This is a genomic window from Streptomyces sp. NPDC021115 (genome assembly GCF_044333065.1).
Classification (GTDB): Bacteria; Actinomycetota; Actinomycetes; order Streptomycetales; family Streptomycetaceae; genus Streptomyces.
The window spans coordinates 75,043-100,020 of sequence record NZ_JBIRQF010000024.1; the positions used below are offsets into that span (position 1 = coordinate 75,043).

At 71.9% G+C, this 24,978-nt stretch carries 29 protein-coding genes; 21 read left to right on the forward strand and 8 right to left on the reverse strand.

Features of this window, described 5'->3' with window-relative positions:
• The first annotated feature begins 147 nt into the window (after positions 1-147).
• The 3 genes from ACH4TL_RS40825 to ACH4TL_RS40835 are packed head-to-tail and all read left to right on the forward strand — an operon-like array spanning position 148 to position 1,987.
• Entirely contained in the window at positions 148-1,422 is a 1,275-nt protein-coding gene (locus ACH4TL_RS40825) for a hypothetical protein (protein WP_398330273.1), read from the forward strand.
• Positions 1,419-1,733 carry a hypothetical protein gene (locus ACH4TL_RS40830; protein ID WP_398330276.1) on the forward strand — a complete coding sequence of 105 codons (315 nt, stop codon included), beginning with the start codon at positions 1,419-1,421 and terminating at the stop codon, positions 1,731-1,733. The genes ACH4TL_RS40825 and ACH4TL_RS40830 overlap by 4 nt, the downstream gene beginning before the upstream one ends.
• On the forward strand, positions 1,664-1,987 hold the full coding sequence (locus tag ACH4TL_RS40835) for a GNAT family N-acetyltransferase (protein ID WP_398330279.1): 324 nt from the start codon (positions 1,664-1,666) through the stop codon (positions 1,985-1,987). The genes ACH4TL_RS40830 and ACH4TL_RS40835 overlap by 70 nt, the downstream gene beginning before the upstream one ends.
• Before the next feature lie 2 nt (positions 1,988-1,989).
• Here the strand turns inward: ACH4TL_RS40835 and ACH4TL_RS40840 are convergent, their stop codons facing one another.
• On the reverse strand, positions 1,990-3,330 hold the full coding sequence (locus ACH4TL_RS40840; RefSeq protein ID WP_398330281.1) for a mucin-1: 1,341 nt from the start codon (positions 3,328-3,330) through the stop codon (positions 1,990-1,992).
• Positions 3,331-3,510: 180 nt separating this feature from the next.
• Here ACH4TL_RS40840 and ACH4TL_RS40845 point away from each other — a divergent pair, with 180 nt between their 5' ends.
• The 4 genes from ACH4TL_RS40845 to ACH4TL_RS40860 all read left to right on the forward strand — a co-directional run bounded on the left by ACH4TL_RS40845 (position 3,511) and on the right by ACH4TL_RS40860 (position 7,871).
• Entirely contained in the window at positions 3,511-4,530 is a 1,020-nt protein-coding gene (locus tag ACH4TL_RS40845; protein WP_398330284.1) for a LacI family DNA-binding transcriptional regulator, read from the forward strand.
• Positions 4,531-4,593: 63 nt separating this feature from the next.
• Positions 4,594-5,940 (forward strand): ABC transporter substrate-binding protein, encoded by a 1,347-nt coding sequence (locus tag ACH4TL_RS40850; RefSeq protein WP_398330287.1) that lies wholly within the window; start codon positions 4,594-4,596, stop codon positions 5,938-5,940.
• Between the two features lie 66 nt (positions 5,941-6,006).
• Positions 6,007-7,014, forward strand: a complete 1,008-nt coding sequence (locus ACH4TL_RS40855; RefSeq protein ID WP_398330290.1) for a carbohydrate ABC transporter permease — start codon at positions 6,007-6,009, stop codon at positions 7,012-7,014.
• 5 nt (positions 7,015-7,019) lie between these two features.
• Positions 7,020-7,871, forward strand: coding sequence for a carbohydrate ABC transporter permease (locus tag ACH4TL_RS40860; RefSeq protein ID WP_398330293.1), 852 nt, complete (start codon positions 7,020-7,022; stop codon positions 7,869-7,871).
• A 12-nt stretch (positions 7,872-7,883) separates the two neighbouring features.
• Here the strand turns inward: ACH4TL_RS40860 and ACH4TL_RS40865 are convergent, their stop codons facing one another.
• A complete protein-coding gene (locus tag ACH4TL_RS40865) occupies positions 7,884-8,645 on the reverse strand; it encodes a maleylpyruvate isomerase family mycothiol-dependent enzyme (protein ID WP_398330296.1) in 762 nt (253 codons plus the stop codon).
• 115 nt (positions 8,646-8,760) lie between these two features.
• Here ACH4TL_RS40865 and map point away from each other — a divergent pair, with 115 nt between their 5' ends.
• Positions 8,761-9,543: a type I methionyl aminopeptidase gene (gene map, locus ACH4TL_RS40870; RefSeq protein WP_398330299.1), complete on the forward strand. Its 783-nt coding sequence runs from the start codon at positions 8,761-8,763 to the stop codon at positions 9,541-9,543.
• A 35-nt stretch (positions 9,544-9,578) separates the two neighbouring features.
• Here map and ACH4TL_RS40875 read toward each other — a convergent pair whose 3' ends face one another.
• On the reverse strand, positions 9,579-11,027 hold the full coding sequence (locus ACH4TL_RS40875) for an NAD(P)H-hydrate dehydratase (protein WP_398330302.1): 1,449 nt from the start codon (positions 11,025-11,027) through the stop codon (positions 9,579-9,581).
• Positions 11,028-11,192: 165 nt separating this feature from the next.
• Here ACH4TL_RS40875 and alr point away from each other — a divergent pair, with 165 nt between their 5' ends.
• The 4 genes from alr to ACH4TL_RS40895 all read left to right on the forward strand — a co-directional run bounded on the left by alr (position 11,193) and on the right by ACH4TL_RS40895 (position 14,472).
• Positions 11,193-12,347 (forward strand): alanine racemase, encoded by a 1,155-nt coding sequence (gene alr, locus ACH4TL_RS40880; protein ID WP_398330305.1) that lies wholly within the window; start codon positions 11,193-11,195, stop codon positions 12,345-12,347.
• Positions 12,348-12,349: 2 nt separating this feature from the next.
• Positions 12,350-13,558 carry an alpha/beta fold hydrolase gene (locus tag ACH4TL_RS40885; RefSeq protein WP_398330308.1) on the forward strand — a complete coding sequence of 403 codons (1,209 nt, stop codon included), beginning with the start codon at positions 12,350-12,352 and terminating at the stop codon, positions 13,556-13,558.
• Positions 13,559-13,635: 77 nt separating this feature from the next.
• Positions 13,636-14,133, forward strand: coding sequence for a tRNA (adenosine(37)-N6)-threonylcarbamoyltransferase complex ATPase subunit type 1 TsaE (tsaE, locus tag ACH4TL_RS40890; protein WP_398330311.1), 498 nt, complete (start codon positions 13,636-13,638; stop codon positions 14,131-14,133).
• 150 nt (positions 14,134-14,283) lie between these two features.
• The gene (locus tag ACH4TL_RS40895; RefSeq protein ID WP_398330314.1) at positions 14,284-14,472 is read left to right on the forward strand and encodes a hypothetical protein; all 189 of its coding nucleotides are present in this window, start codon (positions 14,284-14,286) and stop codon (positions 14,470-14,472) included.
• An 11-nt stretch (positions 14,473-14,483) separates the two neighbouring features.
• Here ACH4TL_RS40895 and ACH4TL_RS40900 read toward each other — a convergent pair whose 3' ends face one another.
• Positions 14,484-15,047, reverse strand: coding sequence for a L,D-transpeptidase (locus ACH4TL_RS40900; RefSeq protein ID WP_398330317.1), 564 nt, complete (start codon positions 15,045-15,047; stop codon positions 14,484-14,486).
• A gap of 127 nt (positions 15,048-15,174) precedes the next feature.
• Here ACH4TL_RS40900 and tsaB point away from each other — a divergent pair, with 127 nt between their 5' ends.
• The 5 genes from tsaB to ACH4TL_RS40925 are packed head-to-tail and all read left to right on the forward strand — an operon-like array spanning position 15,175 to position 18,416.
• Entirely contained in the window at positions 15,175-15,849 is a 675-nt protein-coding gene (gene tsaB, locus ACH4TL_RS40905; RefSeq protein WP_398330320.1) for a tRNA (adenosine(37)-N6)-threonylcarbamoyltransferase complex dimerization subunit type 1 TsaB, read from the forward strand.
• A gap of 35 nt (positions 15,850-15,884) precedes the next feature.
• Positions 15,885-16,394 (forward strand): ribosomal protein S18-alanine N-acetyltransferase, encoded by a 510-nt coding sequence (gene rimI / locus ACH4TL_RS40910; protein ID WP_398330410.1) that lies wholly within the window; start codon positions 15,885-15,887, stop codon positions 16,392-16,394.
• The gene (tsaD, locus tag ACH4TL_RS40915; protein WP_398330323.1) at positions 16,387-17,487 is read left to right on the forward strand and encodes a tRNA (adenosine(37)-N6)-threonylcarbamoyltransferase complex transferase subunit TsaD; all 1,101 of its coding nucleotides are present in this window, start codon (positions 16,387-16,389) and stop codon (positions 17,485-17,487) included. Before rimI ends, tsaD begins: the two co-directional genes overlap by 8 nt.
• Entirely contained in the window at positions 17,484-17,738 is a 255-nt protein-coding gene (locus tag ACH4TL_RS40920) for a hypothetical protein (RefSeq protein ID WP_398330326.1), read from the forward strand. The genes tsaD and ACH4TL_RS40920 overlap by 4 nt, the downstream gene beginning before the upstream one ends.
• A gap of 54 nt (positions 17,739-17,792) precedes the next feature.
• Positions 17,793-18,416: a hypothetical protein gene (locus ACH4TL_RS40925; protein ID WP_398330329.1), complete on the forward strand. Its 624-nt coding sequence runs from the start codon at positions 17,793-17,795 to the stop codon at positions 18,414-18,416.
• Between the two features lies 1 nt (position 18,417).
• Here ACH4TL_RS40925 and ACH4TL_RS40930 read toward each other — a convergent pair whose 3' ends face one another.
• The 3 genes from ACH4TL_RS40930 to ACH4TL_RS40940 all read right to left on the reverse strand — a co-directional run bounded on the left by ACH4TL_RS40930 (position 18,418) and on the right by ACH4TL_RS40940 (position 19,892).
• Positions 18,418-18,732: a WXG100 family type VII secretion target gene (locus ACH4TL_RS40930; protein WP_398330332.1), complete on the reverse strand. Its 315-nt coding sequence runs from the start codon at positions 18,730-18,732 to the stop codon at positions 18,418-18,420.
• Positions 18,733-18,809: 77 nt separating this feature from the next.
• Positions 18,810-19,013, reverse strand: a complete 204-nt coding sequence (locus ACH4TL_RS40935) for a DUF397 domain-containing protein (RefSeq protein WP_398330335.1) — start codon at positions 19,011-19,013, stop codon at positions 18,810-18,812.
• A gap of 27 nt (positions 19,014-19,040) precedes the next feature.
• Positions 19,041-19,892 carry a helix-turn-helix domain-containing protein gene (locus ACH4TL_RS40940; protein ID WP_398330338.1) on the reverse strand — a complete coding sequence of 284 codons (852 nt, stop codon included), beginning with the start codon at positions 19,890-19,892 and terminating at the stop codon, positions 19,041-19,043.
• Between the two features lie 158 nt (positions 19,893-20,050).
• On the opposite strand from ACH4TL_RS40940, the gene ACH4TL_RS40945 reads away from it, so the two are divergent.
• Positions 20,051-20,512: an ATP-binding protein gene (locus tag ACH4TL_RS40945; protein ID WP_398330341.1), complete on the forward strand. Its 462-nt coding sequence runs from the start codon at positions 20,051-20,053 to the stop codon at positions 20,510-20,512.
• On the opposite strand, the gene ACH4TL_RS40950 is transcribed toward ACH4TL_RS40945, so the two are convergent.
• Positions 20,509-21,687 carry a methyltransferase domain-containing protein gene (locus ACH4TL_RS40950; protein ID WP_398330344.1) on the reverse strand — a complete coding sequence of 393 codons (1,179 nt, stop codon included), beginning with the start codon at positions 21,685-21,687 and terminating at the stop codon, positions 20,509-20,511. The genes ACH4TL_RS40945 and ACH4TL_RS40950 overlap by 4 nt on opposite strands.
• 74 nt (positions 21,688-21,761) lie before the next feature.
• On the opposite strand from ACH4TL_RS40950, the gene ACH4TL_RS40955 reads away from it, so the two are divergent.
• The 3 genes from ACH4TL_RS40955 to groL all read left to right on the forward strand — a co-directional run bounded on the left by ACH4TL_RS40955 (position 21,762) and on the right by groL (position 24,904).
• On the forward strand, positions 21,762-22,658 hold the full coding sequence (locus ACH4TL_RS40955) for a polysaccharide deacetylase family protein (RefSeq protein WP_398330347.1): 897 nt from the start codon (positions 21,762-21,764) through the stop codon (positions 22,656-22,658).
• Positions 22,659-22,877: 219 nt separating this feature from the next.
• On the forward strand, positions 22,878-23,186 hold the full coding sequence (gene groES, locus ACH4TL_RS40960) for a co-chaperone GroES (protein ID WP_009715799.1): 309 nt from the start codon (positions 22,878-22,880) through the stop codon (positions 23,184-23,186).
• 92 nt (positions 23,187-23,278) lie between these two features.
• The gene (gene groL / locus ACH4TL_RS40965) at positions 23,279-24,904 is read left to right on the forward strand and encodes a chaperonin GroEL (protein ID WP_398330350.1); all 1,626 of its coding nucleotides are present in this window, start codon (positions 23,279-23,281) and stop codon (positions 24,902-24,904) included.
• Positions 24,905-24,978 lie beyond the last annotated feature (74 nt).

The following is a 24,978-nucleotide window of genomic DNA, read 5'->3' on the forward strand; positions in this document are numbered from 1 at the left end:
CTGAGGTCTCGCGAGTACCCGACCAGTTCAGCGCCTCCTGGGGAGTCGAGGGGCGCTCGCGACAGGACGTTTGGGCGGACGTTTTCCAGGCGGCGCATTCCCGGATCGCTACGCTGAGTAGACGGACATGCGCGTGGGGAGACGTTGATGGCGGACAGCGCCCGGCTTGCGGGGTTGCGCAGGGAAGCGGGGTACACCCAGGTGACGTTCGTCGCTGCCTTCCGCCGTGAGGCCGCCCGGCTGGGTATCGACGCTTCGGTGAGCGTCCGGCAGTACCGGCGGTGGGAGTGCGAGTCGCCTCCTCCGGTACCGCATCCCGGTCAACAGGCCGTGCTTGAGGCCATGTTCGGCCTGCCGCTCGCGGAGATGGGATTCGTGGTTCCCTCGTACCGGCGTACGTTTGCCGGAAGGATCGGCGACGATGAAGAGGTGAGACGTCGAGCATTCGTCACGGGGTCCGGGGCGGTCGCCGCAGCGGCGATCCTGCCGAATCGGCACGGCATCCGTATCGGTGCCGGCGAGGTGGCGGCGTTCCGGGCGAGTTTGACCGATCTCTACGCGGTCGACCACCGGTCCGGCGGAATCCCCGCGAAGGCGCGGGCCCAGCGGCTGGAGGGGCGCGTTACGCACGCGCTCAGCGGTGGTGTCTATACGAGCAGGGTCGGTCGCGACCTTCACACCATGGTCTGCGAAATCGCCTGTCACCGCGCATGGTTCGGATACGACGGCGGGCCGCCCGATGAGGCCCGCGCTGCCTGCATGGAAGCGATGACGGCGGCACAGCTCATCGACGACCCCCTGTTGCAGGTGCGGGCGCTCAACACGCTTTCCCTGCTCTCCGTCGACGCGGGGCGTATGTGGGAGGCGGCGTCGGCCATTGAGAACGCCTACCGCCTTGCCCGCCGGGCGGGCGCGGGGCCGACGGTGCACTTGGTGATCTCGCTGCGGGAGGCGAGCGCGGCGGGGCAGGCGGGTGATCTGTCCGGCGCCCGTCGTGCGCTGAGCCGCGCCGTCTCCTACCAGGGGCGTACGGACACCGATGCGGACGTGCCGAGGTGGGCGCGGTTCGCCGGTTCCGTCGAGGTGGACTACGCGACGGCGGCCTACTACACGACGGGGGGTCAGCCCGCGCGAGCCGTGCCCTTCCTGCGCTCCGCGGTCTCCGGGCTCGGCGGCGGCTACACCCGCAACACCGCTTGGTACCGGGCTCGTCTCGCGCAGACCCTGCTCCTCACGAGCGAGGTCGAGGAGGCGTGCCACGAGATGACGGGCGTGCTCGATGCGTGCGGTGGTGTGTCGTCGGCGAGGCTTCGGCGCCGTTTACGGGCGTTCGAACGATCCGCCGTAAGCGTCGATGCGCCCGCTGCACGTGACGTGATCGAACGTATCCGCGAGGCGACGCGAGAGGGCGGCCAGCGATGATCACTGTTGAGCGTATGGACGGCGTGGCGGCGGGGCGGGCCGAGGAAGCTTTCACCCTGGTCTACGCAGAGGCGTTCGCCGAGCCGCCGTATGACAAGGAGTCGGACTCGGTCGAGGCGAACTTCCGGCGGTTCCGCTCGCAGGTCCGCAAGAAGACCTTCCGGGGCGCGCTCGCCTGCACGGGCGACGGTGAGCCGGTCGGGATCGCGTACGGCTACCCGCTGAGCGCGAGCACCGGCTGGTGGGATCGGCTCATCACGCCGGTGAGTGGCGAGCTGCGGCGGGAGGACGGGGGCGGACGTTCGGGCTGATGGAGCTGGCCGTGCGCGCGCCGTGGCGGCGCCAGGGCGTGGCGCGGCGGCTGCACGAGGCGGTGCTCGCGGGCGGCACCGAGGAGCGCGTGCTGCTCAACGCCCGGCCGGACGTGGAGGCCGCGCAGGCCGCCTACCGGGCGTGGGGGTACCGCAAGGTGGGCGAGGCGCACCCCTGGGACGGCGCCGACCTGCATGACGTGATGGTTCTCGATCGGGGCGGGCGGGCTCCCGCTGCCACCAGTCGCTGTTGACGTCAACGCGTTGCCGGTCCGGGCCAGACGGCCGAGGCGTCGTCCCGGCCGGGGTCGGGCAGGCGGACCGGGCGGACGGGGACGGGGCGGGTGCGGCCTTCCGAGACCGCCGTCCACGGGGTGGGGCGCCCCGAGTAGCACAGGTTCGTCAGGACGAAGACGCCGTCGGCGTAGACCTCGACGTACTCGCCGACGGTGAGGATGCGCAGGGCCGATGCGGGCTCGGACAGGACGGTCTCTCCGATGCTGCTGCCGCCGGGGCCGGTGATCCAGAGTTTCGTGCCGTCGCACCCGACGGCGAGGGCGGGGCCGTCGTCGCCGGTGCGCAGGGTGACCTCGACGCGCCCGGAGACGTCGAGATCGCCGACCGCGTGCAGCGCCGGCTCCGTCGTCTCCTCCAGCAGCCAGGCGTCCAGGCCGGGCCACCACTCCAGGCGGGGTGCCGAACCTTCCGTGACGACCAGGGACTTGGGCTGGGCCAGCATGCCGCGGCAGCGATCACCGGTGTCCGTCAGGCCGACCCGGCGGGGTGTGGTGTGCAGGACGACGCGGGAGCCGTCGGGGGCGGCGATGACGCGAGGGGCGTACGAGCCGGTCGGGCCCAGCGGACCACGCCGGGTCCACGGCCCCCGCAGCCGGGGCGCGGTCCACGCCTCGAAACCGCGCGTGGCGCCGATCGAGCCGATCAGCAGCCAGCTGCCGTCGTCGAGACGTTCGAGGACCGGGCATTCCAGCTCGTCCACGTCACCGGGTGAGATGAGCGGCGGGCGGACCGTCCAGTGCTCCAGGTCGTCCGAGGTCGCCCACGCCACGCAGCCGCTGACCTCGACGGGCAGGGAGGCGTCGGCCGCGCAGACGACCATGACCCAGCCGTCCGACTCGTCGTCGCGCACGACGAACGGGTCGCGCCAGCCCATGCGCTCACCGGTGCGGTACCAGCGGGCGTCCGCCTCCACGACGGGCCCGGTACCGTGGCGGCGCCAGCCCGTGCCGTCGGTGCGGTCCGAGTACGCAAGACCGACGGCCTGCAACGGCCAGCCGCCCGCCGTCAGTCCGCTCACGCCCGTGTAGAACATCGCCATCCCGTCGCCGTACGGAACGGGGTGCATGGTCCACACCGCCTGCTGGTCGAAGCGGCCGGGCAGGCCGTTGCCGAAGGCGGTGCCCTCGGGCCGCCAGGAGACCAGGTCGACGGAGGTGGCCCTGCCGTACGAGGTCTCCATCCTCAGGTGGTCGAACTCGCTCGTCCACGGGCCCTGGAGGTGCAGCACCGCGTAGGTGCCGTCGCCGTCGCGGAGCAGGGCGAAGTCGTTCACACAGAGGCCGGGCGGGGCGTATCGCATGCGCAGTTCCTGTCGGCTCGCAGCGCTCAAACGCGTGCGCTGACCAGTGGCATCGAAGGTCTCGTTTGAGAATCGGGCCAAGTAAAACTGAACGCAAACGCTTGCGCAACAGCGGGGCCGGGCTTACGGTCTCGTCACCTCCAGATCACACCGATGTGAAACCGACGGGAGAACCGCGCTGTGACCGTCAGCATCACCGATGTCGCCCGCGCCGCCGGCGTCTCGGCCTCCACCGTGTCCCGCGCCCTGCGCGGCCGGCCGGGCGTCTCCGACGAGGTGCGGGCACAGATCACCGCCGTCGCCGTGCGGCTCGGCTACACGGCGTCCCGTTCGGCGTCCAGCCTGGCCAGCGGGCGCACCTTCACCATCGGCGTCGTGGTCCCGCACGTGGGCCGCTGGTTCTTCGGCACCGTTCTGGACGCCGCCGAGCAGGTGTTCAGCGCCGCCGGCTACGACGTCCTGCTGTACAACCTGGGCTCGCCGGAGACGCGCAAGCGCTTCTTCGCCAGGATGCCGGTCCGCAAGCGGGTGGACGCCGTGCTGTCCCTGCTCATCCCCGACGAGGAGGAGTCGGCCGCACTGCGTTCCCTCGGCGTACCGCTGGCGAGCACGGTCGGCGGCGCCCGTCCCGGCTTCACCGTCGTCGGCATCGACGACCGGGCCGGCGCCGAGAGTGCCGTACGGCATCTGGTGAACCTCGGCCACCGCCGGATCGGCATGATCAGCGGGGCGAGCGGTCCACAGCACTGGACCACGCCCATCGCGCGCCGCCAGGCGTACCTGGATGTGCTGGCCGAAGCCGGGATCGCGCACGATCCGGCGTTGGAGGCGGACGGCGACTACACCGTCGAGGGCGGTGAGCGGGCCATGACCGAACTGCTGGCCGCCTCCCGGCCGCCGACCGCGGTGTTCGCCCAGTCCGACGAGATGGCGATGGGCGCGCTGCGCGCCCTGCGCCGGCACCGGCTGAAGGTGCCGGACGACGTGTCGGTCGTCGGCTTCGACGACCACGAACTGTCCGACGTCATCGGGCTGACCACCGTCGCCCAGCCGGTGGCCGGCCAGGGCGCCGAGGCCGCCCGGCTGCTGCTGAGCCGGCTGGACGAACCCGGCACCGAACCGCCGGGGCGGGTGGACATGCCCATCCGTCTCGTCCTGCGCGAGACCACCGCGCCGCCGCGCCCGCGCGGACCCCAGTAGCACCCCTCCCACTCCGGAAAGCGCCAGCGCACCACGAACCCACGCACCGCACGGAGGCACGACATGATGAGCCCGACCAGCAGAAGGTACCGCCGCACGGCCGGTACGAGCCTGGCCCTCGCCCTGCCCCTCGCCGCCCTGGCCGCCTGCGGCGGCGGCAGTGGTGGCGACACCTCCGCCTCGGCCGGCAGCGGCAAGGGCACCATCAGCGTCTGGGCCCACCAGGGCCAGAAGAGCGAGGGCGCGGCCCTGCAGAACGCCGTGAAGTCCTTCAACTCCTCCCAGAAAAAGATCAAGGTCGAGCTGAAGCTGATACCCGGCAACGACTACACCAAGACCATCACCGCCACCGACGCCTCCGAGCTGCCGGACGTGATGGAGTTCGACGGTCCCACGATGGCGAACTTCGTCTACAACAAGAAGCTCGCCGCGATCGACTCCTACGTCTCGGCGAGGACCCTGGCCAACGCCACCGACGCGAGCAAGGCGCAGGGCGAGATCGACGGCAAGCACTACGGCCTGGGCATGTACGACTCCGGGCTCGGCGTCTACGGCAACAAGAAGCTGCTGGACGCGGCCGGGGTGAAGTACCCGACCGGCCTGTCCGACGACTGGACCGCGGACCAGTTCACCGCCGCGCTCAAGGCACTCAAGGCCAAGGACGCGGACGGCAAGGTGCTCGACCTCCAGGAGAGCGCCGGCTACGCCACCGAATGGGGCACCTACGGCTTCGCCCCGATCGTCTGGTCGGCCGGCGGCTCCCTGCTGAAGAACGGAAAGGCCGAAGGCGCCCTCGACACGCCGGCCGTGGTGTCGGCGATGAAGACCTTCCACTCCTGGAAGGCGTACGTCGACCCCAACACCGACGGCAACGCCTTCGCCAACGGCCGCGTGGCGCTGAGCTGGGTCGGTCACTGGATGTACCCCGCCTACAGCAAGGCACTCGGCAAGGACCTGGTCGTGCTGCCGCTGCCCGACTTCGGCAACGGCCCCAAGACCGGCCAGGGATCCTGGGCCTGGGGCATCGGCGCGGGCTCCGAGAACGGCAAGGCCGCCGGCGCCTTCCTCGACTACCTCCTGAACGACACCAACGTCAGGGCGATGACGAAGGCCAATGGCGCCCCGCCCGCCACCAGGACCGCGCTCGCCGCGAGCCCCCTCTACAAGCGGGGCGGCCCGCTCCAGCTCTTCGCCGACCAGCTCGCCGAGCCCTGCGGCGACACCAACATCATCAAGTCCTGCGTCGCCGTGACCCGCCCGGTCACCGCGGGATACCCCACGGTCACCGCCAAGTTCAGCGAAGCCCTGAGCTCCGTCTACGGCGGCGCCGATGCCAAGAAGGCCCTGGAGAAGGCCACCCGCGCCATCGACCGGGACTACTCCGACAACGCCGGCTACAAGATCCCGTAGGACGCATCGGCCGGGGTGGGCCCGCCTGCGGCGGCGCGCCCGCTCCGGCCGGGAACAGGACCTCCCGTGAAGACCGTCGAACCCGCGCACACCGCGCCCCCAGGCGGGGAAGAAGGCCCGCCCATGACCTCTGCGCAGTCCGCGCGGCCGAAGCGGCCCGCGCGTTCAGGGCCCAGGAACCGCGACTGGCTGCACGGACTGCTCATGTCCACGCCCGCCCTCGTGGGCCTCATCGCCTTCGTCGGCATCCCCTTCGGCTACGCCGTCGTCCTCTCCTTCTACAACGTGCGCCTGGGCTCGCCGCTGGCACCTGAGTTCTTCGGCCTGGAGCAGTACCGGCGGCTGTTCACCGACCCCGACCTGTCCGGCCCGTTCCTGCGGGCCCTGCTGAACAACCTGACCTTCGCCGTGGTCGTCGTACCGCTTCAGTCGGGCCTGGCGCTCGCCCTCGCGATCCTCCTCAACCGCAAGCTGAAGGCGATCGGTCTGTTCCGGTCCCTGTTCTTCATGCCGGTCGTCTTCCCCATGACGCTGGTCGCCGTCATCTGGCGGCTCATCCTCGCCCGCAGCGACGAGGGTCTGCTCAACTCCGCGCTGCACGCGGTGAGTTTCGGCAACTGGGGCGCCTTCGACTGGCTCGGTGACACCGCCACCGCCATGGCCTCGATCATCGTGCTGTCCGTCTGGCAGGGCGTCGGCTTCCAGATGGTCATCCTGCTCGCCGGCCTCCAGCAGATCCCCGGCGAACTCTACGAGGCCGCCGAACTGGACCGCGCCTCCCGATGGCAGCAGTTCCGCCACGTCACCCTGCCCGGCATCCGCGGCACCCTCGTGTTCGTCGCCATGCTCACCTCGGTGCTGTGCTTCCGCGTCTTCGACCAGGTCTACGTCCTCATCCATGGCGGCGGCCTCGACGAGGACTCCACCCGCACCGTGATGTACCAGGCCGTCACGACCGCCTTCGACCAGAACAACATCGGCCAGGCGTCCGCGATCACCGTTGTCTTCTTCCTGATCGTCGTCGTCCTGACCCTCATCCAGCGCCGCGTCGTCCGGCCCGACAACGAGGACTGAGATCCATGGCCACGTCCCATGCGCCGCGCCGCCGTCTGCGCCGCTTCGCCGACTACGCCGTCCTCGGCGTCCTGGCGTTCGTCTTCGTCCTGCCCGTCCTGTATCTGCTCCTGGGCAGCCTCAAGCCCTCCGACGAGGTGCTGAACGGGCTGACCGGCTTCCTTCCCACCCACCTGTCCTTCGACAACTACGCACACGTACTGGATGCCCTGAACTCCGACAGCACCGGTTACTTCTGGCGCTTCATGGGCATCTCGCTGCTCCTGTCGTTCGTGGTCGTGACCGGCGGCCTCTTCGTCAACTCGATGGCGGCGTACGGCATGTCACGGCTGAAGTGGCGTGGTCAGGATGCCGTCTTCACGCTCGTCCTGCTGCTCATGCTGGTGCCGTTCGAGTCGGTGGCGGTGCCGCTCTTCTACATGTTCAACGACCAGCGCAACACCATCTCCATCCAGGCGATCCCGTTCATCGCCAACGCCTTCTCGATCTACCAGTTCCACACGTTCTTCCGGAAGATCCCGATCAGCATCGAAGAGGCCGCCCGACTGGACGGCGCGGGCCCCTGGCGCACCTTCTTCGCGGTCGTCATTCCGATGTCCAAGCCGGTGTTCGCCTCGGTCGCGATCCTCACCTTCCTCATGCAGTGGGGCTCGTTCCTCTGGCCGGTGCTGATGGTCTCCGACCCCTCTGTCCGCCCCCTGCCGCTGGAGATGAGCGTCTTCCAGGGGCAACAGCCCCCGGACTGGGGGCAGATCCTCGCCTTCGGCGTCCTCCTCGTCCTGCCCGTCCTGATCGTCTTCGCCTTCTTCCAGCGCTGGTTCGTCCAGGGCGTCGCCAGCTCCGCGGTCAAGGGGTGAGCGCGGGGCGCGTCACTGGAGCCAGAAGCCCGACCGCTTCAGCCACAGGTCGAGCAGCGCCGTGTCGCCCGTGACCTCCACGCCGGGTGCGGGTCGTCGGTAGACCAGCAGGAGGAGGTCGGTCAGGGGGCCGCGGAGCTCGACGGCGGGCTGCCGGCCGGTGTCGCCGTCGCGCAGGACGGGGGCGGGGCCGGTGAGGTCGGCCAGCCACCGGGCGTTCGCGTCGGTGGCCTGCAAAAGAAGGGTGCGGCCGGGGCCGAGCAGGGCGGGTTCGCCCTCGTACGCCTCGGGCAGCGTGCTGTACGTCAGCCACTCGTCGAGGGCGTCGAGGGCGACGTCCTCGTCCAGGCGGAACGAGGCGCCGACCGCCAGCGCGGCGTCCGCCCGGTGGACCACCGTCTCGTGGGTCATCCGGCGCGCCCAGAACATGGCGGTCCCGCCGGGGCCCGGGGTCCACATCGGCGTATCGGGCCCGGCGTCGCGCAGCGCGTCGGCCAGGCGCGCGGCGCCGTCGCCGAGCTGGGTGCTCAGGGCGGCGGGGTCCTCGCCGGCGCGGCGGGGCAGGTCTTCCGGGAAGGGTTCGGACGCCCGGGTCCGTACGACCGTCTCGGCCCATCCGTGGGCGCCGCCGAGGTGGCGGACGAGCTGTCCGAGGTTCCAGCCCGGGCAGGTCGGCACCGGGGTCGTGGGATCGGCCCCCGCCAGACAGGCCCTCAACTGGTCGGTCTGCCGGACGATTTCGGCGTGGTAGCGGTCGAAGCCCAGGGGAGTCACGGCGTCAGGCTACTGACCGCCCCTTCCTGTCGCCGCTCCTTTTCCGGGGGTCCCCAATTTTAATACCGGTATAGTATGGCCGGTATAGTAATTGGTTGCATGAGAAGGGCGCCGCATGATCGAGATCCTGAGCCCCACCCTGCTGGCCCGAGCCAAGGACACCGGCGCCCTGGTTGCCGACATCCTCCAGACGCTGAAGAGCCGCAGCACGGTCGGAACGAGCCTGCTGGACATCGACCGGTGGGCCAAGGACATGATCGTCGAGGCGGGGGCGCTGTCCTGCTACGTCGACTACGAGCCGTCCTTCGGACGCGGCCCGTTCGGCCACTACATCTGCACGGCCGTCAACGACGCCGTGCTCCACGGGCGGCCGTACGACTACGCGCTCGCCGAGGGCGATCTGCTGACGCTCGACCTCGCCGTCTCCAAGGGCGGCGTCGCGGCGGACGCGGCCATCAGCTTCATCGTGGGCGACGCGGACCTCCCGGAGAGCGCCGCGATGATCAGCGCGACCGAGCGCGCGCTGGCCGCGGGGATCGCAGCTGCCGGGCCCGGGGCGCGTATCGGGGACATCTCCCATGCCATCGGCACGGTCCTCAGCGAGGCGGGCTACCCGATCAACACCGAGTTCGGGGGACACGGCATCGGATCGACGATGCACCAGGACCCGCACGTGTCGAACACCGGACGGCCAGGACGCGGGTACAAGCTGCGCCCCGGACTGCTGCTGGCACTGGAGCCGTGGATCATGGCGGACACCGCCCGACTCGTCACCGACGCGGACGGATGGACGCTCCGCAGCGCGACGGGCTGCCGGACGGCGCACAGCGAGCACACGATCGCCATCACCGACGACGGTGCCGAGATCCTCACCCTGCCGGAGCAGGCGCGGCCGTGAGGGGGCGAGGCGCCCCCTCACGGCCTTCGGCGGCGTCAGCCCAGGATGTCCCGCCATGCCTCCGGCACGGCCGTCGCCACGTCGTACGCGGCGATCGGGGCACCCGCCGGGGCGGTGGTGCGGCGGGCGGCCAGGCCGTGGAGGTAGGCGCCGGTGGAGGCGGCGTCGCGGGCGGTGAGGCCGGTGGCGAGGAGGGAGCCGGTGAGACCGGAGAGGACGTCGCCGCTGCCCGCGGTGGCGAGCCAGCCGATGCCGGTGGGGTTGACGCGGACGGGGTGGCCGGGGGAGGCGATCAGGGTGGTGGAGCCCTTGAGCAGCACGGTGGCGCCGTACTTGTCGGCCAGGGCCCGTACGGCGGCGAGCCGGCCGGATTCGACCTCCGCGCGGCTCACCCCGAGCAGCGCGGCCGCCTCGCCCGCGTGCGGGGTGAGGACGGTGGGGGCGGCGCGGCCGTGGAGGCCGCCGGAGGGCAGGAGGTGGAGGCCGTCGGCGTCGACGAGGACGGGGATGTCGGAGCCGAGGACGTCGTCCAGGGAGTGCCGGGCGGCGGCGCCGTCGCCGAGGCCGGGGCCGACGACCCAGGACTGGACGCGGCCCGCCTTGGCCGGGGGCCCGGTGTGGACGAGGGTTTCGGGGAAGCGCGCGATGACGGTGTCGGCGCCGGGGCCGACGTACCGTACGGCACCGGCGCCGCCGCGCAGCGCGCCCGCGACGGCGAGGACGGCGGCGCCCGGGTAGCGGGCGGAGCCCGCGACGACGCCGACGACGCCGCGCCGGTACTTGTCGCTCTCGGCGGTGGGCCGGGGGAGGAGGGCGGCGACGTCCTCGTGCTGGAGGGCCTCCGCGTCGGGGACGGCGGGCAGATGGGGCTCCAGGCCGATGTCGACCAGGCGGAGGGCGCCCGCGTGCTCATGGGCGGGGTCGATGAGCAGCCCGGGTTTGTACGTACCGAAGGTGACCGTCGCGTCGGCGCGCACCGCCGCCCCCCGCACCTCGCCGGTGTCGGCGTCGACCCCGCTGGGGAGGTCCACGGCGACGAGGGTGCCGCGCACCAGCCGGACCAGCCGCTCGGCCTCCTCCCGCAGCCCGCCCTTGCCGCCGATGCCGACGATCCCGTCGAGGACGAGGTCGGCGTGGGCGAGGGCGCGCTCGGCGGGGGCGCCGGAGCCGGCGGTCACCGCGCGGCCGCCCGCCGCGCGCAGGGCGCGCAGACCTCCGGCGTGGGCGCGGTCGGGGGCGAGCAGGACGGCGGTGACGCCCGCGCCGCGCCGGGCGAGCCGGGCACCGGCGTAGAGCGCGTCGCCTCCGTTGTCGCCGCTGCCGGTCAGCAGGGCGACCCGGGCCCCGTAGACCCGGGGGAGCAGGTCGGCGCAGGCGGCGGCGAGCCCGGCTGCCGCGCGCTGCATGAGTGTTCCTTCGGGCAGCCGCGCCATCAGGTCCTGTTCAGCGGCTCGTACGGTCTCGACGCTGTAGGCGATCCTCATGGTCCCAGTCTCCCGAACGGAGGGCGCTCCGCGCTCGGAAGCGCACACTCCGGTCAGCCTTGCCGCGTACTCCGGCCAGCTTTCGCGCCCACTCCGGCCAGCTTTCGGAAGCTCACATTCCGGTACATCCCCCGGTCGGTCGACCAGCCTGAGACACTGACGGAGATGGACGAGACACCGATGCGCGCCCGTGCCGTGGTCGATCTGACCGCCCTGCGGGACAACGTTCGGGCGCTGCGTGCAGCGGCGCCCACCGCCGAGCTGATGGCCGTGGTCAAGTCGGACGGCTATGGCCACGGCGCGGTCCCGTGCGCGCGCGCCGCCCGTGCGGCGGGCGCGGGCTGGCTGGGCACGGCCACGCCCGAGGAGGCGCTCGCGCTGCGCGCGGCGGGCGACCAGGGCCGGTTGATGTGCTGGCTGTGGACGCCCGGCGGGCCGTGGCGGCAGGCGATCGAGGCGGACATCGACGTGTCCGCCAGCGGTACGTGGGCGCTGCGCGAGGCCGCATCGGCGGCCCGCGCGTGCGGGCGCACCGCGCGCGTCCAGCTCAAGGCCGACACCGGGCTCGGCCGCAACGGCTGCCCCCCGGCCGACTGGCCCGAGCTGGTCGCCGAGGCGCTGGCCGCGGAGGCGGAGGGCACGGTCAAGGTGACCGGGCTGTGGTCGCACTTCGCGTGCGCGGACGAGCCGGGCCACCCGTCGATCGCCGCCCAGCTGGACGTCTTCCGCGAGATGCTGGACCAGGCGGAACGGGCGGGGCTGCGCCCGGAGGTGCGGCATCTGGCGAACTCCCCGGCGACCCTGACCGTGCCCGAGTCGCACTTCGACCTCGTCCGCACCGGGATCGCCCTGTACGGGATCTCGCCCAGCCCGGAGCTGGGCGTTCCGGCCGACTTCGGGCTGCGCCCGGTGATGACGCTGAAGGCATCGCTGGCCGCCGTGAAGCGGGTGCCGGGCGGGCACGGCGTCAGTTACGGGCACCGCTACGTCACCCCGGGGGAGACCACCCTCGCGCTGGTGCCGCTCGGCTACGGTGACGGGATTCCGCGGCACGCTTCGGGCACCGGACCGGTGCTGGTCGCGGGCAAGTGGCGGACCATCGCGGGCACCGTGGCCATGGACCAGTTCGTGGTCGACCTCGGCGGCGACAGCGCGGAGCCGGGGGACGAGGCGGTGCTGTTCGGCCCCGGCGACAGCGGGGAGCCGACCGCGGAGGACTGGGCCCGGGCCGTGGGGTCGATCGCGTACGAGATCGTCACCCGGATCAGCGCCCGGGTTCCCCGCGTTTATGTAGGTGACCTCGGGGGCACAGGGATCTGACCATGGGCGACGACAGCACGGTGGAGACGGCGACGAAGGCCGCGGCGGGGGCCACAGCCGTGGGCTGGCGCCGGGGCGCCGGGTTCGCGGGAGCCGCGATCGGCGTGGTCGCGGCGGGCGCGGCGATGGGCGTCGCGCTGGAGCGGCTGACCGTCGGCCGCGGCGTACGGCGCAAGGCGCGCCTCGCACTGGACGCGGAGGGCCCGTACGGCACGCTGCGCGGCACCCCGGGACGGGCGGTCGCCGACGACGGCACGGAGCTGTACTACGAGGTCGAGGAGATACGTGAGCCGGCGGCACCCACCCGCCGCAAGCGCCGGTTCCGCCGGGCGCCCGCGGCGCCGGTGACCGTGATCTTCAGCCATGGATACTGCCTCGGCCAGGACTCCTGGCACTTCCAGCGGGCCGCGCTGCGCGATGTGGTCCGCACCGTCTACTGGGACCAGCGCTGCCACGGCCGCTCCGCGCGCGGCTGCTCCCAGACGGACGGCACCCAGGTCTCGATCGACCAGCTGGGCCGCGATCTGAAGGCCGTGATCGACGCGGCGGCGCCCGAGGGGCCGCTGGTGCTGGTCGGCCACTCCATGGGCGGCATGACGATGATGGCGCTGGCCTCCCAGTTCCCCGAGCTGATCCGCGAGCGGGTGATCGGCGCGGCCTTCGTCGGCACCTCGGCGGGGCGGCTCGGCGAGGTCAGCTTCGGCCTCCCGGTGGTCGGCATGAACGCGGTGCGGCGGGTGCTGCCCGGGCTGCTCAAGGCGCTCGGCTGGCAGGTCGAGCTGGTGGAGCGGGGCCGCCGGGCGACCGCGGACCTCTTCGCGGGGCTGATCAAGCGCTATTCGTTCGGGACGAAGGACGTGGACCCGGGGGTGGCCCGGTTCGCGGAGCGGCTGATCGAGGCGACGCCGATCGATGTGGTCGCCGAGTTCTATCCGGCGTTCATCGCCCACGACAAGGCGGCGGCGCTGCCGCACTTCGACGGGGTGCCGGTGCTGGTGCTGGCCGGGGACAAGGACCTGATCACCCCGATGGAACACAGCCAGGCCATCGCGGAGCTGCTGCCCGGCGCGGAGCTGGTGATCGTGGAGGACGGCGGCCATCTGGTGATCCTGGAGCACCCCGAGGTGGTCAACGGGCATCTGGCCGAGCTGCTGACCCAGGTGGTGGGCAACGCGGGGGACAGCACGGGGCGCCGCTCGGCCAGGGGCTGACCAGCGTTGTCGGCCGCCGTTCGGCCGGGGCTCGGGGCGGACGCGCGGCCCGGGCCAGGCCCGTACCATCGGCCGGTATGGACGTAGGCACCACGCGCATGACCGTCACCTCTCCCGAGCAGATGCGGGACCTGGGCCGCAGGCTCGCCGAACTGCTGCGCCCCGGCGACCTGGTGCTCCTCACCGGGGAGCTGGGCGCGGGCAAGACCACGCTGACCCGGGGCCTGGGTGAGGGCCTGGGCGTCCGGGGCGCGGTCACCTCGCCCACGTTCGTGATCGCCCGCGTCCACCCCTCGCTGTCCGACGGTCCGCCGCTGGTCCACGTCGACGCCTACCGGCTGGGCGGGGGCCTGGAGGAGATGGAGGACCTGGACCTGGACGTCTCGCTGCCGGAGTCCGTGATCGCGGTGGAGTGGGGCGAGGGCAAGGTCGAGGGGCTGTCCGAGGACCGGCTGCACGTGGTGATCGAGCGCACCGTGGGGGCCGACGCGGCGGCGAGCGACGTGCGCGGCGTCGCCGTGACCGGCGTGGGCCCTCGCTGGGCGGACGCGGACCTGGCGTCGCTGGCGGGCTGAGGCGGGAGGGCCCGGGCGGAATTCCGGGCGGAGTTTCCGACAGGCCGTCGGCATGATGTTGCACTTCGGGCATCGGACGTGGTCACATGGAGAGGGAAGCGTGGTTAGGCGTGCCTAACCACCTGCCCCCAGGACCCTCAGGAGGCATCCATGTCGGCCCACGAACCCACCGCCCTGGACGACCCCCGGTGCGATGACCGGTCACCGTCGATGAGGGATCTGCTGGCGGCCTGCGCGGCGGCGAGTGCCGTCTCCACCCCGCCGGAGGCCCCCGCCGAGGCGGCGGCTCCCTCCCTGGTGGAGGCACAGCGGGACAAGCCGGAGCGCGACGCGGCCTGAGGGGGCTCGGCTCAGGCGATCACGACGACCTTCGTGCCCGGCTGCGCGAACTCCCACAGCGCCGCGCCGTCCGCCCGGGACTCCCGCACCGCGCCCGTCTTCTTCGTCGCCTGCTGGTCCGGCATGCCGCCGTCCATGGCCGCACTGAAACCGAACGTCACTCCCTCGTTCTGGTGAAACACCACGATGTGTTCCACCTGCACGCCGTCCGAGCCGACACCGCTCGGATTGCGGGAGGTGACCTGGTACGTGCCCGGCTCGGGGCTCGCCGAGCTGGCGCCCACCGGATACGTGCGGGTGGCCTTGCCGTCGGCGCCGACCAGCCACACCCGGCTGTCGCCGAGGGCGTAGACGACGCGCAGGCCCGTGCCGGAGCCGCCGGGCAGTGCGGTGGACTTCTTGCGCTCCTTGTCCTTCGTCTTGCCCTTCGCGTCGCCTGCCGCGTGCGAGCTGCGCCGCTCCTGGGTGCGGTGGTCCGGTGCGGTGGCCTTGGCCTGGTACCCGAGAAAGCCGACGACGCCCAGCGCGGCCGCGGTCAGTACGGCCACGGCGGGCCCGGTGCTGCTCCTTGGCACGGTGGCCACCCTCTCCTGCGGTCAGTACGTGCTTACCGCCCGTACGCACGTCCTCCGACGGTAGCACCGGTGAACGGGCGCAACCGGTCCACCGCGGCCGCCCCCGGCGGCGCCGTAGGCTGTCCTCGTGCTGTTGCTCGCGCTTGATACCGCCACCCCCGCCGTCACCGTCGCCCTCCACGACGGCGCCGAAGTCCTCGCCGAGACCGCCGAGGTCGACGCCCGGCGCCACGGCGAGCTGCTGCTGCCCGCCGTCCACCGGACGCTGGAGAAGGCGGGCGTGGAGCTGGGGGCCGTGACGGACATCGTCGTCGGCGTCGGCCCGGGCCCGTACACCGGGCTGCGGGTCGGGCTGGTCACGGCGGCCACCTTCGGGGCCGCGCTGGACGTGCCCGTGCACGGACTGTGCACGCTGGACGGGATCGCGTACGCCGCCGGGGCGGCCGGGCTCACCGGCCCCTTCGTGGTGGCCACCGACGCCCGCCGCAAGGAGGTGTACTGGGCGCGCTACGACGACCCGCGGACCCGGGTCACCGAGCCTGCCGTCGACCACCCCGCCGACCTCACCGGGCGGCCCGGCGTCGCCGGGCTCCCGGCCGTCGGCGCGGGCGCCCTGCTCTATCCGGACGCCTTCGCCGACGTACCCGCGGGCATGCCCGAGTACCAGTCGGCGGGCGCGCTGGCCTCCCTCGCCGCCGAGAAGCTGGCGCGCGGCGAGGAGCTGCTGCCCGACCGGCCGCTGTATCTGCGCCGCCCCGACGCCCAGGTGCCCGCCAACTACAAGGTGGTCACGCCCAAGTGACGGACACGGCCCACGAAGACGTCGCGCTGCGCGAGATGCGCTGGTGGGACATCGACCCGGTGCTGACGCTCGAAGAGGAGCTGTTCCCCGAGGACGCCTGGTCGCAGGGGATGTTCTGGTCCGAGCTGGCGCACGCCCGCGGCGGGGCCGCCACCCGCCACTACACGGTCGCCGAGACCGACGGCCGCATAGTCGGCTACGCCGGGCTGGCCGTCTTCGACCGCACCGGCGACGTCCAGACCATCGCCACCGCCCGCGACCACTGGGGCACCGGCCTCGGCGCCCGCCTGCTCACCGATCTGCTCGCCGCCGCCACCGCCTTCGAATGCCGCGAGGTGCTCCTCGAAGTGCGCGTCGACAACACCCGCGCCCAGCGCCTCTACGAGCGCTTCGGCTTCGAGCCCATCGGCATCCGCAAGGGCTACTACCAGCCCGGCAACGTCGACGCCCTGGTCATGCGCCTGACCGGCCCGGCGACCACCGTCGCGCCCCCCTCGTCCCCCTCATCCGTACAAGGCGTACAAGGAACGAAGACCCATGGCTGACGAACCGCTCGTCCTCGGCATCGAGACCTCCTGCGACGAGACCGGCGTCGGGATCGTCCGCGGCCACACCCTGCTCGCCGACGCGATCGCCTCCAGCGTCGACGAACACGCCCGCTTCGGCGGCGTCGTCCCCGAGGTCGCCAGCCGCGCCCACCTGGAGGCGATGGTCCCGACCATCCAGCGTGCCCTGAAGGACGCCGGGGTCGCCGCCTCCGACCTCGACGGCATCGCCGTCACCGCGGGTCCCGGCCTCGCGGGCGCCCTGCTCGTCGGCGTCTCGGCCGCCAAGGCGTACGCGTACGCCCTCGGCAAGCCGCTGTACGGCGTCAACCACCTCGCCTCCCACATCTGCGTCGACCAGCTCGAACACGGCGCGCTGCCCGAGCCGACCATGGCGCTGCTGGTCAGCGGTGGCCACTCGTCGCTGCTGCTGGCGCCCGACATCACCACCGATGTACGGCCGCTGGGCTCGACCATCGACGACGCGGCGGGCGAAGCGTTCGACAAGATCGCCCGGGTGCTGCACCTCGGCTTCCCCGGCGGCCCCGTCATCGACCGCATCGCCCGCGACGGCGACCCCGACGCGATCGCCTTCCCGCGCGGGCTGACCGGGCCGCGCGACGCCGCGTACGACTTCTCCTTCTCCGGCCTCAAGACGGCCGTCGCCCGCTGGATCGAGGCCAAGCGCGCGGCGGGCGAGGAGGTCCCGGTCGCCGACGTCTCGGCCTCCTTCCAGGAAGCGGTGGCCGACGTCCTGACCCGCAAGGCCGTCCGCGCCTGCAAGGACGAGGGCGTCGACCACCTGATGATCGGCGGCGGGGTCGCCGCCAACTCCCGGCTGCGGGCCATGGCCGAGCGCCGCTGCGAGGACGCGGGCATCACGCTGCGCGTGCCGCGCCCCAAGCTGTGCACGGACAACGGCGCGATGGTCGCCGCCCTCGGCGCGGAGATGGTCGCGCGCGGCCGGTCCGCTTCCGCCTGGGACCTGTCGGCGGACTCCTCCCTCCCGGTGACGGACCCCCACGTCCCGGCGCCCGCGCCGCACACCCACGACCACGTCCACGAGCTGAGCCGGAAGAACCTCTACGCATGACCGTCGCCCTGATGTGGGAAGCCCGGGCCGTCGAGGGCCGGGGCGGGGAACTGCTCGCCTGGGTCGCCGACCAGCCCCTCGACCCGGCGCCACAGCGCCGCGAGACGTTCCACGCGCCCGAGGACCGGGTGCTGGTGATCACGTGGTGGGAGGGTGCGTACGACACCCCGGGCCTGCCCGAACTCCCCGAGCCGGGCCCGGACCTGGTGCGCCGGGCCGTCCACCGGTGGCGCTTCGAGTCGGCCGGATGACCGCGTCGCGGGAATGAAGTTCACGCCTCCGGCAGAACTGAGAGACTGCGTTCCATGACCCCGCCCGACGCCCTGCCCCCGCCTCCGCCCGCCCCGGACCTCGCGCCCTGGACCGACCGTGCCGGGCTGCTCGCCGACCGGGCGCGGGCGATGGGGACGCTGGCGCGGTGGTACATGGCGCCGCACCGGGCGCTGCTGCTGTGGCTGCTGACGCTGGTGTTCGCGCTGGGGTGGACGCTGGCGGTGTCGGGGTTCGAGTTCCTGGTGACCGGCCAGATCGTCGAGCACATCCTCGGCGTGATCTTCCTCGGTCTCGCGCTGGGCGCCACCGTCCCGTCCAGCCTGGGCCTGGCCTCGGGCATCCGGCGGGACGTGTTCGTCGGCGCGCGGCTGCGGGACTGGGCGGAGCTGGGGCGGGACCCGAAGACGCTGCCGCACTGGCGGCTTTCGGGCAGCGCGCTGCTGTGGCTGCTGCCGTCGCTGCTGCTGTGCTGCCTCGGGCTGGTGCTGGGGGCGTCCACGGCGATGTCCGACCTCGGCGCGGAGACGTTCGGAGTGGCGATGGGGATCGCCGTCGTCTTCGCGGTGACGGGCGGCCTCGGCCTGCTCAAGGCGATCGGCTACTACCGTCTCGTCAACCGCGAACTCAGCCCCGACGACGCCGAGGGAACCGACTGACTCAGTCGGACGACCGCTGCATCGACTGGAAGCGGTGCAGCAGCTCCAGATACCGCTCGCCCAGGCTCTCGCCGCGCCGCTTCGTCGCGTCCTCGACGTGCAGCAGCATCTGCCGGACGCGCGCCGCGTCGCGGTAGGCGTCCCGCTGGAGCTTCTTGTGCGCGGTCGCCGCGGGGCCCTTCCAGTCGTCGCCGACCGTCTTCGCCAACTGGTCGAGCCCTTGGACCGTTTCCTCCAGGTAACGCAGCATCTCCTCCAGATCCTGAAGGAGATCGGACAGTTCCTGATCCGATACCGGCCGCTTCTCGTCACTCATGTTCCATGCACCTGCCACCCTCCGGTCCGGCCCCTCAGCGGGATGATCGTGCCATGACCGGAGCCGGTCCGGAGGCCCTACCCCGCAAGGTGGTCGAACTGGCCCGCCTTGATGGCGTGGAGGAGGGGCCGCAGCCCCGCGGGGGTGGTGGTCATCACGGTGCCGGGCTCGTCGCTCTCGCGGAGCGCTATGGCGTCGGGTCCTATGGAGGCGAGCTCTATGCAGGAGTTGCCGTCCCCTTGCGTGGAGTACGAGGACTTCTGCCAGTTGATCTCAGACATTTCCTTGCCTTCAGGGGTGTCTTGCCTTCAGAGACGGTGGGCGATGCCGTGGATCATGTCACGTGACTCCTTCTGGGGGAGGGTCACTTTCATCGTCCGGGCCAGCACCGCCCGGTGATTGGTCAGCTGGGTCTCGGCGTCCAGGAACATGGGACCGTGCGCGGCGTCGAGCTGCACGGTGTCCAGCTGCGGCACCGGGCCCGAGGCGTACGTGACCGATACGCCGGAGACCGGGAACCCGCCCGCCTCGAACGGGATGACCCGCACGGTGACATTCTCCCGCGTCGACGCCTCCAGCAGGCTGTCCAGCTGCCGTCGCATCAGCTGCGGCCCGCCGAGCCGCATGCGCAGACAAGCCTCATGGATCATGAAGGTGCACGGGGGAGGGCCGTCCCGGTCGAGGATGTCCCGGCGCTTCATCCGGTGGGACAGCCTGCGCCGCATCTCGGCGGGCGACCACGCCGGAACGGCCTCGTCCAGCACGGCCCGTGCGTACTCCTCGGTCTGGAGCAGCCCCGGCAGGAACATCAGCTCGACCACGCGCAGGCTCGTGGCGTAGTACTCCAACTCGGCGAGGTCGAGCCCGCCGGTGGCGATATGGCCCCGGTACTCCTCCCACCAGCCGCCCTTGCGCTCCCTGGCCATGGCGACGAGCGCGTCGACGTACGGCTGGTCGGGGCAGGTGTAGATGGCGGCGAGGGCGCGCACCCGCTCCTCGCTCACCCCGAAGCGGGCCAGCTCCAGGTTGGTGATGTGGGTGCGGTTGATGCCCAGCCGGTCGGCGGCCTCCTGGATGCTGAGCCCGGCGCCCTCGCGCATCCTCCTCAGTTCTGTGCCGAGCCGGACTTGACGCGCGGTCGGGACGCTTCTGGGTGGCATGGCCCTCCGTAGCCCTTAAGGAGTAATTGTCGGGGAAATTCAACAAGGCCGTAGCAGTTGTTTGCGTCACTGCCCTACCTTGGGTGCCGTCGCCGCTACTGCGCGTTGATCGCTGTAACGGTACGCGCGATATCGGCCCTTTCGCAGGGAGTTGACCCATGGATGCCGATTACGAGTCCGACGACCGTCCACCGCGTCGCCCGCCGACTCCCTCCAAGGACCCGTACGTCTACACGCTCCAGAGCAGCCGGCACGCCACCTCCGCCAAGGTCTGCCGGGACTTCGTCGCCGTCGTGCTGGGCTCCCTGGGGCAGGCGGAGCTGGTCGACACGGCGACGCTGTGCACCTCCGAGCTGGCCACCAACGCCTTTCTGCACGCCGAGGGCGACTCCCTGACGCTGCGCGTGATGATCGAGCCGCCCCGCTACCGCGTCCTGGTCTACGACGGCTCCGCCCAACTCCCCACCGCCGCGTGCCTTCCCGCGGGCGATCGCCTCCACGGCCGCGGCCTCGGCCTGGTCGCGGCCCTCGCCGACGCCTGGGGCACGGCCGACGCGGACCCTACGGGCGTGTACGCGAAGGGGGTGTGGTTCGAACTCCTGGGTGAGGGCGAGGTCTAGGCGGGGTGCCCCAGCAGCATCGTGGGGGCGCCCGCCGAACGGGTGAGGAGGATCGTGCAGGCGTTGCCCCCTTCGAGCCGCAGCTTCTTGCGCAGCTGCTCCGGCTCGATCGCCGAGCCGCGCTTCTTGATGGTCGCGACGCCGACCTCGCGCTCCCGCAGCAGCGCCCTGAGCTTCTTCAGGTTGAACGGCAGCACATCGGTGATCTCGTACGCGGTGGCGTACGGCGTCGGGCGCAGCTCGTCCGCGGTGATGTAGGCGATCGTCGGATCGATGAGGCGGCCGCCGATCCGGGCCGCGACGTCCGCCACCAGGTGGGCGCGGATGACGGCGCCGTCCGGTTCGTACAGCCAGCGGCCGACCGGGCCGGTCTCGGGGTCCGGGAGCTGGGCGCCGAGCACGGAGTGGCCGGAGGGCAGCAGCGTGGCGCGGCGCATGCCGGGGCGTGCGGTGCCGAACCACAGGACGGCCTCCTTCACGTTCCCCTGGTCCGAGATCCACTCGGCCTCCGCGTCCTCCGGCACCGCCTCGTGCGGAATCCCGGGCGCGATCTTGAGGGCGGCGCGCGGGGTGGTACGGGCCGCCTCGATCGCCCAGGACAGCGGCGGGGAGTACGCCTCGGGGTCGAACACCCGGCCCCGGCCACCGCGCCGGGCGGGGTCCACGAAGACCGCGTCGTACGACGAGGTGTCGATCCCGGTGACATCGGCGCAGCGCACCTCGATCAGCTGCGACAGGCCCAGCGCGTCGGCGTTGGCCCGGGCGACCGCACACGTCAGCGGGTCCCGGTCGACGGCCAGGACGGACAGCCCGGCGCGCGCCATCGCGATCGCGTCACCGCCGATGCCGCAGCACAGATCGGCCACGCCGCGCACCCCGAAATCGGCCAGCCGGTCGGCGCGGTAGGCGGCCACGGTCGCACGGGTGGACTGCTCGACGCCGTCGGGCGTGAAGTACATCCGATGGGCGTCCTCCGCCCCGAACTTGGGCACCGCCCGCTGCCGCAGCCGGGCCTGGGTCAGGGCCGCCGAGACCAGGGCGGCCGGATGGTCGCGGCGCAGCCGGGTCGCGGTGGCCAGCTCCCGCGCCGGGTCGTAGTTCCGGAGCGCGGAGAGCAGCGCCTGCCCCTCGTCGCCGAGCAGTGAGTCGAAGGCGTCAACGTCCACATGGCCCATTCTCCCCGCTCCGGGGAGGGCATTCGCACCCCTCCGACGCGCGGACCCGCGCCGTGGAGCCGAAGATCACTTTTATGATCACGGTCAAGGCTGGTGTTTCCGGGTGTCTGGTTCTCGCCGCCGCGGCGGCACTGCTCGCCGGGTGCGGGAGCCCGGCTCCCCACCTCAGGAGGGACAAGGCGGGGCTCGCGCGGTCGGCCTCGCCCTCCCCGTACTCCGAGTCCCGGGCCCCCGGCGCGCCACGGTCCGGGAGCGGGCGCGGGGAAGGTCCGCATCCGCCGCCGGACGGCTACCGCCGCTGGGGGCTCGACCGCCCGCTGGACCCGCCGCCCCCGCCCGCCGCCAAGCCGGCGCTCGCGCCGGTGTGGCCGCCGTCGCCCGGTCTGGCGACGGTCGTCCGCCGAGTGGACACCACCGATCGGGTGGTCTTCCTGACGCTCGACGACGGGATCGAGAAGGACCCCGCCTTCATCGACCAGGCCCGGGACCTCGGGCTGCCGTTCACCCAGTTCCTGGAGGACGAGGTGATCGGCGACCACTACGACTACTTCCGCGCGCTGCGCGAACTCGGCAACCGGATCGGCAACCACACGCTCACCCACCCCAGCCTGGCGGGCAAGGACTACGAGACCCAGCTCCACGAGATCTGCGGTCAGCAGGACGTCCTCCACGAACGCCTCGGTCTCGAACCCAGCCTCTTCCGCCCGCCGTACGGTGACTACGACCGGAACACGCTGCGCGCGGCGGCCGAGTGCGGGCTGACCAAGGCGGTGTTGTGGCGCGCCGAGATGGAGCCCAAGGGGCTCGCGTACCGCTCCGGCAGCGGGCTGCGGCCCGGCGACATCATCCTCGCCCACTTCCGCGGCCCCGAGCAGCTGAACGGGCACTCCATGACCGACATGATCACCGAGCTGCTGCGGGAGATCCAGGCCCAGGGATTCACGGTCGCGCGGCTGGAGGACTACATCTGAGCGCCGGACGTCCGGACGACTCCGCGGGTCCGCCGCCGCCTCGCTTGGCACTCTGGTTGACGGAGTGCTAACCGCGTCATAATGTCAGGGCTGGCACTCGGCACTGCGGAGTGCCAGCCACACAGCGACGGGCAGGTCCGGCACCCGCGACGACGGATCCACCTGGTCGCCACCTCAGACAGTTAACCCCGTGAGATCTCCGAAGGGGGAGGTCGGATCGTGACGACCGCCAGCTCCAAGGTTGCCATCAAGCCGCTTGAGGACCGCATCGTGGTCCAGGCCGTCGAGGCCGAGCAGACCACGGCCTCTGGCCTGGTCATCCCGGACACCGCCAAGGAGAAGCCCCAGGAGGGCGTCGTCCTGGCCGTCGGCCCGGGCCGTTTCGAGGACGGCAAGCGGCTTCCGCTCGACGTCTCCGTCGGCGACGTCGTGCTCTACAGCAAGTACGGCGGCACCGAGGTGAAGTACAGCGGCGAGGAGTACCTCGTCCTCTCGGCTCGCGACGTTCTCGCGATCGTCGAGAAGTAATCACCGAAGTTTTGCTTTGAGCCGCGCCCCGGTGCCCGTGTCACAGATACCCGGGGTCGGGGCGCGGTTCGTTTGAGAGGACATACGCAACCATGGCGAAGATCCTGAAGTTCGACGAGGACGCCCGTCGCGCCCTTGAGCGTGGCGTCAACAAGCTTGCGGACACCGTGAAGGTGACGATCGGCCCCCGCGGCCGCAACGTCGTCATCGACAAGAAGTTCGGTGCGCCGACCATCACCAACGACGGTGTCACGATCGCCCGCGAGGTCGAGGTCGAGGACCCGTACGAGAACCTTGGCGCCCAGCTCGTCAAGGAGGTGGCGACCAAGACCAACGACATCGCGGGTGACGGCACCACCACCGCCACCGTGCTGGCCCAGGCGCTGGTCCGCGAGGGCCTGCGCAACGTGGCCGCCGGTGCCTCCCCGGCCGCCCTGAAGAAGGGCATCGACGCCGCCGTCAAGGCCGTCTCCGAGGACCTGCTGGCCACCGCCAGCCCGATCGACTCCAAGTCCGACATCGCCGCCGTGGCCGGGCTGTCCGCCCAGGACAAGCAGGTCGGCGAGCTGATCGCCGAGGCGATGGACAAGGTCGGCAAGGACGGTGTCATCACCGTCGAGGAGTCCAACACCTTCGGTCTGGAGCTGGACTTCACCGAGGGCATGTCCTTCGACAAGGGCTACCTCTCGCCGTACATGGTGACCGACCAGGAGCGTATGGAGGCCGTCCTCGACGACCCGTACATCCTGATCCACCAGGGCAAGATCGGCTCGATCCAGGACCTGCTGCCGCTGCTGGAGAAGGTCATCCAGGCCGGCGCCAGCAAGCCGCTGCTGATCATCGCCGAGGACGTGGAGGGCGAGGCCCTGTCCACCCTCGTCGTCAACAAGATCCGCGGCACCTTCAACGCCGTCGCCGTGAAGGCCCCCGGCTTCGGTGACCGCCGCAAGGCCATGCTCGGCGACATCGCGACCCTCACCGGCGCCACCGTCATCGCCGAGGAGGTCGGCCTCAAGCTCGACCAGGCCGGTCTGGACGTGCTGGGCACCGCCCGCCGCGTGACCGTCACCAAGGACGACACCACCATCGTCGACGGTGGCGGCAACTCCGACGACGTCGCCGGTCGCATCGCCCAGATCAAGGCCGAGATCGAGTCCACGGACTCCGACTGGGACCGCGAGAAGCTCCAGGAGCGCCTCGCGAAGCTGGCCGGTGGCGTGTGCGTGATCCGCGTGGGCGCGGCCACCGAGGTCGAGCTCAAGGAGAAGAAGCACCGTCTGGAGGACGCCATCTCCGCGACCCGCGCCGCGGTCGAGGAGGGCATCGTCTCCGGTGGTGGCTCCGCTCTGGTCCACGCCGCCAAGGTGCTGGAAGGCGGCCTGGGCAAGGAGGGCGACGAGGCCACCGGTGTCGCCGTCGTCCGCCGCGCCGTCGTCGAGCCGCTGCGCTGGATCGCGGAGAACGCGGGCCTCGAGGGCTACGTCATCACCTCGAAGGTCGCCGAGCTGGAGAAGGGCCACGGCTACAACGCCGCGACCGAGGAGTACGGCGACCTGGTGAAGGCCGGCGTCATCGACCCGGTCAAGGTCACCCGCTCCGCGCTGGAGAACGCCGCGTCCATCGCCTCCCTGCTGCTCACCACCGAGACCCTGGTGGTCGAGAAGCCGGCCGAGGAAGAGGCCGAGGCCGGTGGCCACGGCCACGGCCACGCGCACTGACGCGAAGCCCGAGCGCCAACGCGAAGGCGCGGCCGCCCCGCACGGGGCGGCCGCGCCTTCGCGCGTCGCGGGGT